Here is a 15,782-nt window from a genome sequence, read left to right as displayed (position 1 = left end):
CTGGCGGGCTGGCGGGCTGGCGGGCTGGCGGGCTGGCGGGCAACCCTAACGGACTCGCTTGATCCTGACTGCCGTTGTGGGGACGGTGAAGACGGGCTCGACGAGTTTGGACTCGCCACAGACCTGAAGGTCGACCTTGCCCCCGCCGGCGGACTGGATCTCGCGCTTGTCGCGCTCGATCTCCTCGGCCGCGCTCTGCCCCTTGATCGCCAGCATGAATCCGCCCAGCTTCGCCAGTGGCAGGCACCATCGAGCCAGCTTCCCCAGCGGCGCCACGGCCCTCGAGACCACCACGTCCGCATTGCCGCGCGGGTCGACCTCCTCGGCCCTGGCCCGCAGCACCTCGACATTGTCGATGCCTAGCGCCGTCACCACTTCCTCCAGGAAATCGACGCGCCGCTGCATCGGCTCCACCAGCGTCACCCACAGGTCGGGTCGCGCCAGCGCCATCGGGATCCCGGGCAGGCCGGCTCCCGAGCCAACGTCGATCACGTCGTCCCCCTTCGCGATCAGCTCGCCGAGCACGGCGCTGCCAAGCACGTGCCGTCCCCACAGTCGCGGCACCTCTCGCGGACCGATGAGGCCGCGCTTGATGCCCTCGGTCGACAGCAGCGCCACATAGTCCTCGGCCCTGCGGATGCGCTCTTCATCGTCCCCGAAAACAGAGGCCAATGTTTCACGTGAAACATTGGCCTCTTCGTCTTCGGAGCGCGTCGGCTCCTCAGTCATATATGTTCCCTACTCGGGCTTGACCACTACCCGACGGCGCGGCTCGGCGCCCTCGGATTCGCTCTGCACACCGTCGGTCGCATTGATGACGTCGTGGACGCACTTCCGCTCGAAGGCGCTCATCGGGTCCAGCTTGACGACGCTGCCGTTCTCAATGACCTGCTTCGCCGTGGACTCGGCGAGCTCGGCCAGCTTCTTGCGGCGGCCCGCGCGGTAACCGCCGATGTCGAGCATGAGCCGCGAGTGGTCGCCGGTCTTGCGGTAGACCGCAAGTCGGCACAGCTCCTGCAGGGACTCCAGGGTCTGCCCCTTGGGGCCAACCAGGTTGCCGAGGTCCTCGCCGACGATCTCGACCTGAGGACGGTCTCCGACCACCAGCTCATCGATGTCGCCATCGATGTCGAGGATGTCCAGCAGCCCTTCCATGTAGTCGGCCGCCACTTCGCTCTGCTCGAACAGTTCGTCTTCGGAGGCCACCTCGTCCTCCCGCACCGTTGCTCCCATAATTACCAACTATGTCCTATCACTCGTTATAAGCCTAGTTTGCCCCATTGCGACGGGCTCGGCGCCGACTACGCGGCTTGCGAGCCGCCCCCCTTGCCCTTTTTCTTCTTCCCGGCCGACTGCGCTCCGCTGACCTTCTTGGCACGGGCGATGCGCTCGGCGCGTGAGAGGTTCTTGCCGGAGCCGGGGCCACCCGGCGCCTTGTTGTTCGACGAGTTGTTCGTCGGCGCCGCAGCGGGCTTGTCCTTCGCCTTGTCCGAGTCCGAGCTCTGCGACTTCGGCTTCTGTCCCGGCTTGGGGGCCAGGGACTTCCGGCGCTCGGCGGCCTCGCGCTCCTCTTCGAGCATCTGCTCGTGCGCCTTCGAGCCGGGCTTGGGCGGCTTGGTGGCGGAGTTCTGCGCGGGCGGCGGGTACTTGCGGAGCACGAACTGCTGCTGCCCCAGCGAGAAGAGGTTGTTCACGGTCCAGTAGATGACGACGCCGATCGGGAAGACCGTGCCTGAGAAGATCATGATGACGGGGATGCCGTAGAGCATCACCTTCTGGATCATCCGCTGGTTCGGGTCCTCGTTCCAGCCGGTCTTGAGGATCATCTGACGCGTGGTCAGGAAGGTGGTGACGATCATGCACGCGACCAGGATCGCGGCCACGATCTTGACGGTCACCGACGAGGCGCCGACGGCGTCCAGCTGGTCGGCCGCGGTGCCGAACGAGCTCCAGAACGGGGCGTCGAACAGCTTCGCGTGGATGTAGGAGTCCCAGTCCTCCACTTTCCAGCCGTACAGCGTGTGGTTCGCGGTCTGGGCGGGATCGGGCCGGCGCAGGACGTGGAACAGCGCCAGGAAGACCGGCATCTGGATGAGGATCGGAAGGCAACCCATGAGTGGGTTGGCTTTTTCCTTCCGGTAGAGCTCCATCATCTCTTTCTGGAGCGTTTCCTTGTCACCCTTGTAGCGCTCTTGGAGCGCCTTGATCTCGGGTGCCAGCTTCTGCATCGCGCGCTGTGACTGGATCTGCTTGACGAACAGCGGGAACAGGATGATCCGGAGCGTCAGGACCACGCCGAAGATGGCCAGTACCCAAGCCCAGTCCGTCGCAAGCGCCTGAGCGCCGTCAAAGACGTTCGACCAGAGGTCGTGCCAACGCAGCAGTACCCATGAAACGCCGTTGTAGGCCCACTCCATCACTTGCGGACTCCAGTCATCTCAATACTCGATCTCATGTGCTCATTCCGTGGAGGCACGGGGTCATGGCCCCCCGGATGGAAGGGGTGGCACCGTCCCAGTCGCCGCAGGCTCAACCATATGCCACGGACTGCACCGTGACGGGATAGCGCCTCAAGGGTATATGCGCTGCAACTGGGGTAAAAACGGCACCGGTCCGGTATCGCGGGGCTTATCCACCGACGGTACGCGATCACCGGAAGGCTCACCAACCGGACCGCGCCGCGACTGACGTGATCTGAGAAGGAATCTCGCGCTCTACCGGGAGGATTGGAACGTTCGTCCGAGGGCCCGGGAGCAGCGTGGGCGTCGGCGCTCATGACCGGCGTCGCTCGCGGGTCGGTTCGCGGCGGGGGCCGCGCTTCGCACTGCGCGCCAAGGCGACCGCGTCGGACAGGTCGCGGCCGAGCGCGGCGAAGTCGAGGTCGGCCGCCTTCGGGGTGGCCCGCACGACGACGTCGGTGCCGGCCGGCCAGTCGGTCATCTGCGCCGCCACGGCGTGACGCAACCGGCGCTTGACTCTATTGCGGACGACGGCATTGCCAACGGCCTTGGATACGACAAAACCCGCCCGCACCGACGAGTGTTCGTCGGTATCGGACGGTGTCGCGTCGTCTGCGTCTCGGCCCTCGGTCGGGACGGGGGCGGGTGCCCAGTGGACGACCACGCCGCCGCGGGCCGCACGGCGGCCCCGCTTCATCGCCGAGCCGAAGTCACGGCTGCGGCGGATTCGCGCATCGACTGGAAGCACCTGGATCACGTCCTCGCCCGTCGGTCCCCGGTCGAGGCGTTCGGTCCGCGGAGGGACCGGCGCATCGGGGGAGCGGCGGAAATCGGGAGCCGACCATTGCGGCACCCCTGAGCCAAAGACCGGCTCAGTCGCTCAGACGGTCAGCTGCTTGCGACCCTTGTTGCGACGCGCGTTGATGATGGCGCGCCCGGCACGGGTGCGCATGCGCAGCCGGAAGCCGTGGGTGCGGTGGCGCCGGCGGTTGTTCGGCTGGTAAGTGCGCTTGCTCACGACGGATGTCTCCCATTACGAATCAAATTGCTGCTGCGCGGCCCAGGCGGGGCTTCGAGCCGGGGTCCGGCTCGGTCTCGCCTGGGGTTACGCCTCGTCCCGGCAGTGCAGGGACAAGAAGTTTCAGCCTAGCAGGGCTTTCACATCGCGCTTCGATCGCGCGCAGCGGGTGTGGCATGCCCCTCTGGTATTCAGGGCAACTTGCTCATATTACTCGCCGCCCGGCGACGCCTCGCCGCAGGCCGGTTCAGCTGGGCAGCGCCGCGCGGATCGCACAGCGTGGACGGTCGTCGGTGAAGCCGAAGTGCTGCCTGTGGATAACTTTGTCCACATCATGGGCGAGTTCGCCGCGCCGCCTAGCAGATCGCCGGATCGCTCACATAAAAACGCAGGTCATGACCGTGATTCAGGAAACATTGTCACGAGGCACGCATGTACACAGGCCAACTGAGTGCCTGTGGATAACCTGTGGAAAACTGCTTAGACGCACTGCGGGCAACCGAGTGGGGAAGTCTGGTCCGACGGCTTCGCGCCTGGCGAAACCGGGCCGTCCGAAGACCGAAGTCTAGCGCACCACGTCGACGCCCGCGGAGACGTAACCGAGTATTGCGAGGGATGGCGAAGGTGACCGACCAAGATCTGTCGGCAGTCTGGTCGGCGGTGACCGCCGAGCTGACTGAGACGTCAGTGCTGTCGCGTCAGCAGCAGGCGTGGATGCGCCTGACGCAGCCCCTGGTGGCGATGAACGGGACGTTCATCATCGCCGCCCCCAACAAGTTCGCCCGCGCCGCCTTCGAGTCGAAGCTGCGCGACCCGATCAGCGAATCGCTGTCCCAGGTCCTGGGTCAGCCGACGCAGATCGCGGTCACCATGCAGGACAGCTCGACCGAGGCCCCGATCGAGCATGCCACCGCCGCCGCCCCTGAGCCGCCGGCTGAGCCCGTCCGGGCCGAGGAGCCACCCGCGCCCGTCCGACGGGATGAGTCGTGGGAGCCCGCTCGACCCGCAGCCTCCGACGCGACGCTGATCTTCGAGATGCCCCGCACCGACCCGGTCGAGACGCCTCCCTCCCCTCCCGCGCCCCGGTCGCAGCCGCCGGCTCAGGCCGAGCCGCAGTACCAGGAACCGGCGCCCGCATCGCCGCAGCAACCGCAGGCCCAGCCTCAGCAGCGGCAGCCGGATCCGGTTCCCGTGCAGCCTTCGGCGAATCCGCCGAGCCTGTTCGACACGGACGCGTTCCGCGCGAACGGCCGTGGCTCGCGAGCCCGAACGGCCGCCGAGACGCAGACCGAGGCGCGGATGACCGAGTCCCGAACCGAGGTACAGCCCGAGACCGCGCCGGAGCGTCCCGTCTCGCCGGCTCCAGTCGCGGCGCCGGCGCCCGAGGCCCCGAGCATTCCGCAGCAGCAGCCGCACCAACCCGAGGTGGCCGAGCCGACCCCCGCTCACGCGGTGGCGGCGGAGGCGAACGCCTACACCCCGCCGGTCGCACCGCCTCCGTCGGACGACCCCGATCCGCAGCGCCGCGGCGGCATCACCAAGTCCGTGAAGGAGGCCCCGCAGGCCGGTGTCGTCGACGGGGTGGGCCGGCTGCAACCGCGCTACAACTTCGACACCTTCGTCATCGGCTCGTCCAACCGCTTCGCCCACGCGGCCGCGTTCGCCGTGGCCGAGGCCCCCGCGAAGGCCTACAACCCGCTGTTCATCTACGGCGGTTCCGGGCTCGGCAAGACCCACCTGCTGCATGCGGTCGGCCACTACGCCCACGACCTGGGCACCGCGTCCTCGGTGCGGTACGTGACCACCGAGGAGTTCACGAACGACTTCATCAACTCGCTGTCGGACCGCCGCCAGCAGGCCTTCCAGCGGCGCTACCGGGACGTCGACATCCTCCTGATCGACGACATCCAATTCCTGATGGACCGCGAGCGCACCCAAGAAGAGTTCTTCCACACCTTCAACGCGCTGCACAACGCCAACAAGCAGCTGGTGATCTCCTCCGACCGCTCTCCCAAGCAGCTCCAGACCCTGGAGGACCGGCTGCGCACCCGCTTCGAGTGGGGCCTGCTCGCCGACATCCAGCCGCCGGACCTGGAGACGCGGATCGCGATCCTGCGCAAGAAGGCGGTGCAGGACGAACTCAACATCCCCACCGACGCGGTCGAGTTCATCGCCACCCAGATCCACCACTCCATCCGGGAGCTGGAGGGCGCGCTCATCCGCGTCACGGCCTACGCCAGTCTCAACCGCAAGCCGGTCGACCTGGGTCTGGCCGAGGAAGTGCTGCACGACTTCATCCCCGAGGGCGGGCAGGCCGCCGAGGTCACCGTGGACCAGATCATGAGCGCCACCGCCGACTACTTCGGCGTTCAGGGCTCCGACCTCAAGGGGAACTCGCGCTCGCGGGTGCTGGTCAACGCCCGCCAGGTCGCGATGTACCTGTGCCGGGAGCTGACCGACATGTCGCTGCCGCGCATCGGGCAGGCGTTCGGCGGCAGGGACCACACCACCGTCATGCACGCGAACAAGAAGATCAGGAAGCAGATGGCCGAGCGCCGGGCCCTGTACAACCAGATCGCGGAATTGACCAATCGTTTGAAACACACCGACGAATGAAGTCGCCTGTGGATAACGTTGTGGAAAAGCTGTGGATAAACCCGGATTTCTGTGGAAATCCTGTGGACAGAATGTGGAAAACAGGCGAAGCCGTGAATTCGATTCGCAATTTCGGTGTGCACAACCCTGTGCATAACCTGTGGAAAAGCTGTGGATGAAGCTGTGGACAGAATGTGGAAAACTCGGCAGGTGCATGAACCTGTGGATAAACTCCCGATTCATCCACAGGTTCTCCACAGGTCGTCCACAGGGCCACTTAGGGGTCTAGCTGCAAAAAGGCGGGTTTTCCACAGTTTCCACAGCACCGACTACTACGACGACAGTTATATATAAAGAGAAACCATTAGTAATAGCGCTGTGTACAACCGGGCTTCAGCCAGATGAGGAGCGAGCACCCATGAAGTTCCAAGTTGATCGAGACACCTTCGCCGACGCGGTGTCGTGGACGGCCAAGAGCCTTCCCACCCGACCGTCGGTTCCCGTCCTCGCCGGAGCCCGCCTGTCGGTCGACGAAGGCGAGCTGACCATCTCCGGTTTCGACTACGAGATCTCCACCCGCGTCACCGTCGCCGTCACCGGCGAATCGGCCGGGACCACCCTGGTGTCGGGGAAGCTCTTGTCCGAGATCGTCAAGGCCCTCCCGAACAAGCCGGTGAACTTCACCGTCGACGGCCCCCACGCCGAACTCACTTGCGGTTCGGCCCGTTTCACCCTGCCGACGATGCCGCTGGAGGACTACCCGAGCCTGCCGCAGATGCCCGAGGCGATCGGCACCATCGACGCCGACGAGTTCGCCAAGGCCGTCGCCCAGACCGCCATCGCCGCCGGCAAGGACGAGACCCTGCCGACGATGACCGGCGTTCAGCTCGAGTTGACCGGCGGCGGCATGGGCATGCTCGCCACCGACCGCTACCGGATGGCCATCCGCGACTCCTCCTGGGAGCCCGGCGAGTCCGACGTCGCCGTGACCGTCCTGGTGCCCGCCAAAGCCCTCGCGGACACCGCCCGTACCTTCGGGTCCACGTCAGGAAATTCAGGGGGTTCCGTGACGATCGCAGTGCCGTTGGGAACCGAAGGTTCCCCCGGCATGGTCGGCTTCATCGCCGGGGGCCGCCAGACCACCTCGCGGGTCCTGGACGGCCAGCTGCCGCCGCTGCGGAGCCTGCTGGCGACGTCCTACTCGACCACGCTCAAGGTCAAGACCTCCGACCTGATCGAGGTGGCCCGCCGCGTCGCGCTCGTCGGCGACCGCAACTCGCCGATCCGCCTGTCCTTCGACGAGGACGGCCTCGTGGTCGAGGCCGGCGGCGCCGAGGACGCCAAGGCGTCCGAGGGCATGGACTGCGTGCTCGACGGCGAACCCGGCAAGATCGCGTTCAACCCCACGTACCTCCTCGACGGTCTGTCCGTTGTGGATGCTCCCGTGACCGCGTTCAAGATGAACGAGCTCGGCAAGCCGGTCGTGATGAGCGGGGAGGGCGCGCCCGAAGATGAGGAATCTGACACAAAGCACGACGGCTACCTGTACATGCTGCAACCATTGCGGTGGGACGCCTAACCCACACAACGAAGTGCGTGACCTGGGCGCGAACACGCTTATCGCTGATGCGAAAGGGGGCGCGACATGCAACTCGGCATGATCGGGCTCGGCAAAATGGGCGGCAACATGAAGTTGCGGCTCGAACAGGCTGGACACCAGGTAGTCGGCTACGACCGCAACCCGGACGCCAGTGACGTCGGGTCGCTGGCCGAACTGGTCGACTCGCTCGAGACCCCGCGGGCCGTGTGGGTCATGGTGCCCGCGGGCGAGCCGACCCGGTCCACCGTGGCCGAACTGGGCGGCCTGCTGTCCGAGGGTGACATCGTCATCGACGGCGGGAACTCCCGCTTCACCGACGACGAGGTCAACGCGAAGCTGCTCGCCGAGTCCGGCATCGGCTACGTCGACGCCGGCGTCTCAGGCGGCGTGTGGGGCATCAAGGAGGGCTACGCCCTCATGGTCGGCGGCGCCGCGGCCGATGTCGAACGGCTCATGCCGATCTTCAACGTGCTCAAGCCCGAAGGCGAGTTCGGCTTCGTCCACGCCGGCGGTGTCGGCGCCGGCCACTACGCCAAGATGGTCCACAACGGCATCGAGTACGCCATGATGCAGTCCTACGCCGAGGGCTACGAGCTGCTCGAGGCGAGCGAGTACGTCGACAACGTGCCCGAGGTCTTCAAGTCCTGGCGCTCGGGCACCGTCATCCGGTCCTGGCTGCTCGACCTGCTCGACCGGGCCCTGGACGAGGACCCCGAACTGGCCAAGATCAAGGGCTACGTCGAGGACTCCGGCGAGGGCCGCTGGACGGTCGAGGAGGCCATCCGCCTCCGTGTCGCCGCGCCGGCGATCACCGAGTCGCTCTTCGCCCGGTTCGTCTCCCGCCAGGACGACTCCCCGGCCATGAAGGCCGTCGCCGCGCTGCGAAACCAGTTCGGTGGCCATGCGGTGAAGCCCGAGTAGTCGGCAGGCGGCATCATAGAGGCGTGCGTGTACGACAGCTGCAATTGACGGACTTCAGGTCCTACGCGCACGCCCAAATCATGCTCGACGAGGGGCCCTCGATCCTGGTGGGCCCCAATGGACACGGCAAGACCAACCTGGTCGAGGCCCTTATCTACCTGGCGAATCTCCGCTCCCACCGGGTCTCCACAGACGCGCCCCTCGTCCGCACCGGCTGCGAGCAGGCCGTCATCCGCGCCGAGATCCTCCACGACTCCCGCCGCCTCCTCGCCGAACTCGCCATCGTCCCCGGCAAGTCGAACCGGGCCCGCCTGAACAAGACCCCCCTGGCCCGGCCCCGCGAGATCATCGGCGCCCTCAAGGCCATCGCCTTCGCCCCCGAAGACCTCGCCCTCATCCGCGGCGAACCGAGCGTCAGGCGCCGCTACCTCGACGAACTGCTGTGCGCCCGCTACCCCCGCTTCGCCGGCGTCAAGGCCGACTACGACCGGGTCCTCAAGCAGCGCAACACCCTCCTGCGCACCGCCTACCTCGCCAAGAAGACCGGCGGCCGCGGACCCGGCTCCGCCGAGCTCGCCACCCTCGACGCCTGGGACGCCCACCTCGCCGAACACGGCGGCGAACTCCTCGCCGGGCGCCTCGCCCTCGCCGCCGACCTGGCCGAACCGGTCGCCAAGGCCCACTCCCGCATCGCCGACGGCCGCTCGGAGGTCACCCTCGTCTACACCTCCGAACTCGGCGACGACCTCACCGCCGACTCGGGCGTGCTCACCGCGCGGCTCTCGGTCGCGCTGGCCGGAGCCCGCGCCAAGGAGGTCGAGCGCGGGTCGACGCTCGTCGGCCCCCACCGCGACGACGTCGAGCTGACCCTCGGGGACCTCCCCGTCAAGGGCTACGCCTCCCACGGCGAGACCTGGTCGGTCGCGCTCGCACTCCGCTTGGGCGCCTTCGAGCTCCTGCGCTCCGACGGCACCGCCCCCATCCTGATCCTCGACGACGTCTTCGCCGAACTCGACGGGACGCGGCGCGAGCGCCTCGCCGAGTACGCCGAGGCCGCTCCGCAGACGCTCATCACCTGCGCTGTCGCCGCCGACGTCCCCACCCGATTGACCGGCGCGCGCTTCGACGTATGGGAAGGGGAGATCCGGCATGTCCTATAGCGGCACAGGCTCTAGCGGCTCAGGGGGATACAACTACCGGCCCCGTCCCCGGCGGCGCGGCAAGAGCGACGACCCGCGCTTCCGCAAGGAGTGGTCCGGCCCCGGCCCCGACAAGCGGGACCCCGAACTCCTCGGGAACCTGCTCGGCCAGGTCGTGCGCAAGAACGGCTGGACCCGCAAGGTCTCCAACGCCTCCGTGTTCGGCCGCTGGACCGAGATCGTCGGACCCGACATCGCCGGGCACTGCCGTCCCGAGCAGCTGGAGAACGGCGAGCTGCTCGTCGTCGCCGAATCCACCGCCTGGGCCACCCAGCTGCGGTTGCTCTCGGGCCAGATCTACGGCAAGATCACCGCCGCGCTCGGACCCGGCGTCGTCAAACGGCTGAAGATCGTCGGACCCAAACAGCCGACACGTTCCTTCGGTCCGAGACGAGTACGGTTTAATGGCTCCCGTGACACGTTCTGAAGCCGCACACCCCTAGGTCCGTAGGGGGGTTCATGTCCTCGGCCCCCAATGCGACTGTGACGACTTCGCACCGCTGAGAGAGCGAATTCGAGGCACGCGCGCAGTAGACTTGACAGGGTGACATGCGAGCGGTTTCACCGTTCGTGAACTCGACCAGGCGGTCGGCGCCGAGCGCGGACCGCCGCATTGTGATCGGACGGCTTCGCGCCTCCAGGCGCTGGACCGGCCCGCCGGGCCGGAACCGACACCGGGCGCGCCCCGGTCCATACGGCTGAAAATGTCACACCCATGGACTAGCTTTTTCTCACTGACCGTGAACGACGACAGAAGGAGTTGCCGGTGGCGGCGAAGCAGAAGGACGAGTACAGCGCCAGTTCGCTGACGGTCCTCGAAGGCCTTGAGGCCGTCCGGAAGCGCCCGGGCATGTACATCGGTTCGACCGGTGAGCGCGGCCTGCACCACCTCCTCCAGGAAGTGGTCGACAACTCCGTCGACGAGGCGATGGCCGGCCACTGCACCGACATCCACGTCGCCCTCCTCTCCGACGGCGGCATCCGCGTCCAGGACAACGGCCGCGGTTTCCCCGTCGACCTCCACCCGAAGCTGAAGAAGCCGGGTGTCGAGGTCGCGCTGACCGTGCTCCACGCCGGCGGCAAGTTCGACTCCGACAGCTACGCCGTCTCCGGTGGCCTTCACGGCGTCGGCGTCTCCGTCGTCAACGCCCTCTCGACCCAGCTGGCGGTCGAGATCCGCCGCGACGGCTTCGTGTGGCGCCAGCACTACAAGAACGCCCAGCCCGGCCCGCTCGAGAAGGGCGAGCCCTCGGACGAGCACGGCACCGTCGTCTCGTTCTGGCCCGACGGCGACATCTTCGAGACCCTCGAATTCGACTACAAGACGATCTACCGGCGCCTCCAGGAGATGGCCTTCCTGAACAAGGGCCTCGCCATCAGCCTGCGCGACGAGCGGACGGAGCACCTCGACGAGGAAGGCAACGTCCGCGAGGTCACCTTCAAGTACGACGAGGGCATCGCCGACTTCGTGCGCCACCTCAACGCCTCGAAGACCCCGGTCCACCCCACCGTGGTCTCGTTCCAGGCCGAGGAGGCCGAGCAGGCCCTCGAGGTCGCGATGCAGTGGAACGAGTCCTACGGGGAATCGGTCTACACCTTCGCCAACGCCATCAACACCCACGAGGGCGGCACCCACGAAGAGGGCTTCCGCTCCGCGCTGACCAACGCGGTCAACAAGTACGGCTTCGATAAGAAGCTGCTGCGCTCGGACAAGGACCGCCTCTCGGGCGACGACATCCGCGAGGGCCTGGCCGCGATCATCTCCGTCAAGCTGCGCGAGCCGCAGTTCGAGGGCCAGACCAAGACCAAGCTCGGCAACACCGAGGTCAAGGGTTTCGTGCAGCGCGTCTGCAACGAGTGGCTGCCCGACTGGCTCGACCGCCACCCCAAGGAAGCCAAGATCATCGTCCAGAAGGCCTCCTCGGCGGCGAACGCCCGCCGGGCCGCGCAGCAGGCCCGCAAGCTGGCCCGCCGCAAGAGCCTGCTGGAGACCTCCTCGATGCCCGGCAAGCTGGCCGACTGCCAGTCGACCAACCCGAGCGAGTGCGAGATGTTCGTGGTCGAGGGCGACTCGGCCGGCGGTTCGGCCAAGCAGGGGCGCAACCCCCGCACCCAGGCGATCATGCCCATCCGCGGCAAGATCCTCAACGTCGAGAAGGCGCGCCTGGACAAGATCCTCAAGAACAACGAGGTCCAGGGCATGATCACCGCCCTGGGCACCGGTATCCACGAGGAATTCGACATCGAGAAGCTCAGGTACCACAAGGTCATCCTGATGTCCGACGCCGACGTCGACGGCCACCACATCAACACCCTGCTGCTGACGCTGCTGTTCCGCTTCATGCGGCCGCTGGTCGAGCTCGGCCACGTCTACATGAGCCAGCCGCCGCTGTACAAGATCAAGTGGAACAAGAAGGGCGACCTGGTCGACTACGCGTACTCGGACTCCGAGCGCGACCAGATCATCGAGGCGGGCGTCGCCTCAGGCAAGTCCGACCCGCGCCGCTCGGACGGCGTGCAGCGCTACAAAGGTCTCGGTGAGATGAACTACACCGAGCTGTGGGAGACCACCATGGATCCCTCCAGCCGCAACCTTCTCCAAGTTCAGCTCGACGACGCGGCAACCGCGGACGAGCTCTTCAGCGTCCTGATGGGTGAGGACGTGGAGAGCCGCCGCCGCTTCATCCAGGAGAATGCCAAGGACGTCCGATTCCTGGACATCTAGTGGCTATGCGACCTTTCACATCCGTCTGACAGAGCAAGGAAGCACTGGTGCCTGAGAACAACCAAGACCAGCTGGAAATCCCGGAGGGCCACGGCCGCATCGACCCGGTCGGCATCGAAGTTGAGATGTCGCGCTCCTACCTCGACTACGCGATGAGCGTCATCGTGGGGCGCGCCCTGCCGGACGTGCGCGACGGGCTCAAGCCGGTCCACCGCAAGATCCTCTACGGGATGTACGACGGCGGCTACCGCTCCGACCGGGGCTACGTCAAGTGCTCCCGCGTCATCGGCGACGTCATGGGTCAGTACCACCCGCACGGCGACTCGGCCATCTACGACTCCCTGGTCCGCATGGCCCAGCCGTGGAGCCTGCGGTACCCGCTCATCGACGGCCAGGGCAACTTCGGCTCCCCGGGCAACGACCCGGCCGCCGCCATGCGTTACACCGAGAGCCGGCTCGACCCGCTCGCGATGGAGATGCTGCGGGACATCGACGAGGAGTCGGTGGACTTCGAGCCGAACTACGACGGCAAGACCACCGAGCCCACGATCCTGCCCTCGCGGATTCCGAACCTCCTCATGAACGGCTCCGAGGGCATCGCGGTCGGCATGGCCACCAAGATCCCGCCGCACAACCTGCGCGAGGTCGCCGCGGCCGTCAACTGGTGCCTCGACAACCCCGAGTCCACCGAGGAAGAGGCCCTGGAGGCGATCCTGGGCATCATCACCGGCCCGGACTTCCCCACCGGTGCCACGGTCCTGGGCCGCGCCGCCATCGAGGAGGCCTACCGGACCGGCCGCGGCTCGATCAAGATGCGCGCCGTCGTGGAGGTCGAAGAGGACTCCAAGGGCCGCGCCTGCCTGGTCGTCACCGAGCTGCCCTACCAGGTCAACCCGGACAACCTGGCCGAGCGCGTGGCCGACCTCGTCAAGGACGGCAAGCTGACGGGCATCGCCGACATCCGCGACGAGTCCTCCGGCCGCACCGGCATGCGCCTGGTCATCGTGCTCAAGCGCGACTCGGTCCCGAAGGTCGTGCTCAACAACCTGTACAAGCACACCCAGCTCCAGGAGACGTTCGGCGCGAACATGCTCTCCCTGGTCGACGGGGTGCCGCGCACGCTGAACATCGCGCAGATGGTCCGCTACTACGTGGCGCACCAGATCGAAGTGATCCAGCGGCGCACCCAGTACCGCCTGCGCAAGGCCGAGGAGCGGGCCCACATCCTGCGCGGCCTCGGCAAGGCGCTCGACCTGCTGGACGAGACAATCGCACTCATCCGTCGCGCGCCCTCGGCCGAAGAGTCGAAGCAGGGCCTGATGACCCTGCTCGACGTCGACGAGATCCAGGCGACGGCGATCCTCGACATGCAGCTGCGGCGCCTGGCGGCCCTGGAGCGGCAGCGGATCATCGACGAGCTGATCGAGATCGAGACGCGCATCGCCGACCTCGAGGACATCCTCGCCAAGCCCGAGCGGGTGAGGGCGATCGTCCGCGACGAGCTGGCGGCCGTGGTCGCCCGCTGGGGCGACGAGCGACGCACGCAGATCCTGCCCGACGCCGGCGAGGTGTCCATGGAGGACCTGATCGCCCGCGAAGACATTGTGGTCACTATCACGCACGGCGGTTACGTCAAGCGCACCAAGACCGACTCGTTCCGCTCGCAGAAGCGGGGCGGGAAGGGCGTCCAGGGCGCGCAGCTGAAGCAGGACGACATCGTCAGCCACTTCTTCGTGACCACCACGCACGACTGGATCCTGTTCTTCACCAACAAGGGCCGCGTCTACCGGGCCAAGGCCTACGAGCTGCCCGAGGCCAGCCGCACCGCCCGCGGCCAGCACGTGGCGAACGTCCTGGCGTTCCAGCCGGACGAGACGATCGCCCAGGTCATCCAGCTCGAGTCCTATGAGGCAGCGCCGTACCTGGTGCTGGCCACCCGCGACGGCCTGGTCAAGAAGAGCCGCCTGCCGGACTTCGACTCGCCGCGCACCGGCGGCATTGTCGGCATCAACCTGCGCGACGGCGACGAGCTCGTCGGTGCGGCCCTGATCGAGCCGGACGACGACCTGCTCCTGGTTTCCCGCAAGGCCCAGGCGATCCGGTTCCAGGCGTCCGACGAATCGCTCCGTCCAATGGGGCGCGCGACCAGCGGTGTGATCGGGATGCGCTTCGTCGGGGACGACGAATTGCTCACGATGATCGTCCTGAGCGATAATATGGACATCCTCGTGGCGACCAGCCGCGGATATGCGAAACGGACTCCGGTGGACGCGTACCCGCAGCAAGGCCGCGGAGGCAAGGGCGTCCTGACGGCTAAGATCACCGAACGGCGCGGCGACCTGGTGGGGGCGCTGTCTGTGACGCCGGACGACGAGCTGTTCGCGATCACCTCGGAAGGGGGCGTCATCAGGACTCCGGTGAAGCCGGTCCGCCAGACCACGGACCGAAACACGATGGGTGTCAAGCTGATCGACCTGCCCGACGAAGTGACGCTGCTCGCCATCACCCAGAGTGCCGAGGAACCCGATGAGGGACAGGACGAGTAGATGACCGACGCGAAGGCGACCGCTGCGGAGACCGACCGGAAAGAGGGCGTCGAACCGACGCCCGATCCGGTCGAGCAGCCGAAGGCGGACGGGGGCGCCTCGGCTTCGGCCATGTCCGCGGCCGAGCAGGACAAGACGTTGACGATCCGCCGGCCGCCGGGGATGACCCCGCCGCCGGTGACGCCGGAGGCGATCAGCCAGGTGCAGCAGGGCCCGGCCCAGCCGCAGCAGAACGCGGGCGTCGCCAGCTCCGCCCGGGTCGCCGACGCGGTCCGTGCGGCCAGGGCGGCCGTCTCGCAGGCCGCGGCGCGCGGTCCGCGCCGGGCCAGGCTCCGGCTCAAGCGGGTCGACCCGTGGTCGGTCATGAAGTTCTCGTTCGCGGTCTCGATCGTGTTGTTCATCGTCATGGTCGTCGCGACCACGGTGCTGTACATCGCGCTCGACGCGATGGGCGTCTTCGACACCGTCAACGACATGCTGACGATGCTCATGGGCACCAACGGCGACAATGCCGCGGCCCAGACCGAAAACATCCGGATCACCGCGAAGGGCGTCATCGGCGCCGCCGCGCTGCTCGGTGTCGTCAACATGGTCCTGTTCACCGCGCTCGCCACGCTCGGTTCCTTCATCTACAACGTGTGCGCCGACCTGGTCGGCGGCATCGAGGTCACCCTCGCCGAGCGCGACTAGCGATTGGATAGACGACCCACGGGCCCGCA

Annotated in this window: 14 protein-coding genes; 8 read left to right on the top strand and 6 right to left on the bottom strand. The window is 67.1% G+C overall.

Going from position 1 to position 15,782, the window contains the following annotated elements:
- Positions 1–45: 45 nt before the first annotated feature.
- From rsmG to rpmH, 6 genes are all read right to left on the bottom strand, one after another.
- Positions 46–729 carry a 16S rRNA (guanine(527)-N(7))-methyltransferase RsmG gene (gene rsmG / locus FAB82_RS15200; RefSeq protein ID WP_136535381.1) on the bottom strand — a complete coding sequence of 228 codons (684 nt, stop codon included), beginning with the start codon at positions 727–729 and terminating at the stop codon, positions 46–48.
- Positions 730–738: 9 nt separating this feature from the next.
- Positions 739–1,233, bottom strand: a complete 495-nt coding sequence (locus tag FAB82_RS15195) for a Jag family protein (RefSeq protein WP_136535380.1) — start codon at positions 1,231–1,233, stop codon at positions 739–741.
- 68 nt (positions 1,234–1,301) lie between these two features.
- Positions 1,302–2,420: a membrane protein insertase YidC gene (gene yidC / locus FAB82_RS15190; RefSeq protein ID WP_136535379.1), complete on the bottom strand. Its 1,119-nt coding sequence runs from the start codon at positions 2,418–2,420 to the stop codon at positions 1,302–1,304.
- The gene (yidD, locus tag FAB82_RS15185) at positions 2,417–2,668 is read right to left on the bottom strand and encodes a membrane protein insertion efficiency factor YidD (protein WP_342799461.1); all 252 of its coding nucleotides are present in this window, start codon (positions 2,666–2,668) and stop codon (positions 2,417–2,419) included. The genes yidC and yidD overlap by 4 nt, the downstream gene beginning before the upstream one ends.
- Before the next feature lie 104 nt (positions 2,669–2,772).
- On the bottom strand, positions 2,773–3,207 hold the full coding sequence (gene rnpA, locus FAB82_RS15180) for a ribonuclease P protein component (protein WP_136535377.1): 435 nt from the start codon (positions 3,205–3,207) through the stop codon (positions 2,773–2,775).
- A 132-nt stretch (positions 3,208–3,339) separates the two neighbouring features.
- Positions 3,340–3,477 carry a 50S ribosomal protein L34 gene (gene rpmH, locus FAB82_RS15175; protein WP_112137843.1) on the bottom strand — a complete coding sequence of 46 codons (138 nt, stop codon included), beginning with the start codon at positions 3,475–3,477 and terminating at the stop codon, positions 3,340–3,342.
- Positions 3,478–4,101: 624 nt separating this feature from the next.
- Here rpmH and dnaA point away from each other — a divergent pair.
- The 8 genes from dnaA to FAB82_RS28900 all read left to right on the top strand — a co-directional run bounded on the left by dnaA (position 4,102) and on the right by FAB82_RS28900 (position 15,753).
- Complete coding sequence (gene dnaA, locus FAB82_RS15170) at positions 4,102–6,093, top strand: chromosomal replication initiator protein DnaA (protein ID WP_281276918.1); 1,992 nt, start codon at positions 4,102–4,104, stop codon at positions 6,091–6,093.
- Positions 6,094–6,490: 397 nt separating this feature from the next.
- Positions 6,491–7,651 carry a DNA polymerase III subunit beta gene (dnaN, locus tag FAB82_RS15165; RefSeq protein WP_136535375.1) on the top strand — a complete coding sequence of 387 codons (1,161 nt, stop codon included), beginning with the start codon at positions 6,491–6,493 and terminating at the stop codon, positions 7,649–7,651.
- 66 nt (positions 7,652–7,717) lie between these two features.
- Entirely contained in the window at positions 7,718–8,593 is an 876-nt protein-coding gene (gene gnd / locus FAB82_RS15160; RefSeq protein WP_136535374.1) for a phosphogluconate dehydrogenase (NAD(+)-dependent, decarboxylating), read from the top strand.
- A gap of 80 nt (positions 8,594–8,673) precedes the next feature.
- The gene (gene recF / locus FAB82_RS15155) at positions 8,674–9,753 is read left to right on the top strand and encodes a DNA replication/repair protein RecF (protein ID WP_425461588.1); all 1,080 of its coding nucleotides are present in this window, start codon (positions 8,674–8,676) and stop codon (positions 9,751–9,753) included.
- Positions 9,743–10,219 carry a DciA family protein gene (locus FAB82_RS15150; protein ID WP_136535372.1) on the top strand — a complete coding sequence of 159 codons (477 nt, stop codon included), beginning with the start codon at positions 9,743–9,745 and terminating at the stop codon, positions 10,217–10,219. Before recF ends, FAB82_RS15150 begins: the two co-directional genes overlap by 11 nt.
- A 339-nt stretch (positions 10,220–10,558) precedes the next feature.
- Complete coding sequence (gyrB, locus tag FAB82_RS15145; RefSeq protein ID WP_136535371.1) at positions 10,559–12,517, top strand: DNA topoisomerase (ATP-hydrolyzing) subunit B; 1,959 nt, start codon at positions 10,559–10,561, stop codon at positions 12,515–12,517.
- A gap of 47 nt (positions 12,518–12,564) precedes the next feature.
- Entirely contained in the window at positions 12,565–15,063 is a 2,499-nt protein-coding gene (gene gyrA / locus FAB82_RS15140; protein WP_136535370.1) for a DNA gyrase subunit A, read from the top strand.
- On the top strand, positions 15,064–15,753 hold the full coding sequence (locus tag FAB82_RS28900; RefSeq protein ID WP_136535369.1) for a DUF3566 domain-containing protein: 690 nt from the start codon (positions 15,064–15,066) through the stop codon (positions 15,751–15,753).
- Positions 15,754–15,782 lie beyond the last annotated feature (29 nt).

This window comes from Glycomyces buryatensis, from assembly GCF_004912275.1.
GTDB classification, from domain to species: domain Bacteria; phylum Actinomycetota; class Actinomycetes; order Mycobacteriales; family Micromonosporaceae; genus Glycomyces; species Glycomyces buryatensis.
This window is presented reverse-complemented; position numbering and strand designations above follow the sequence as displayed.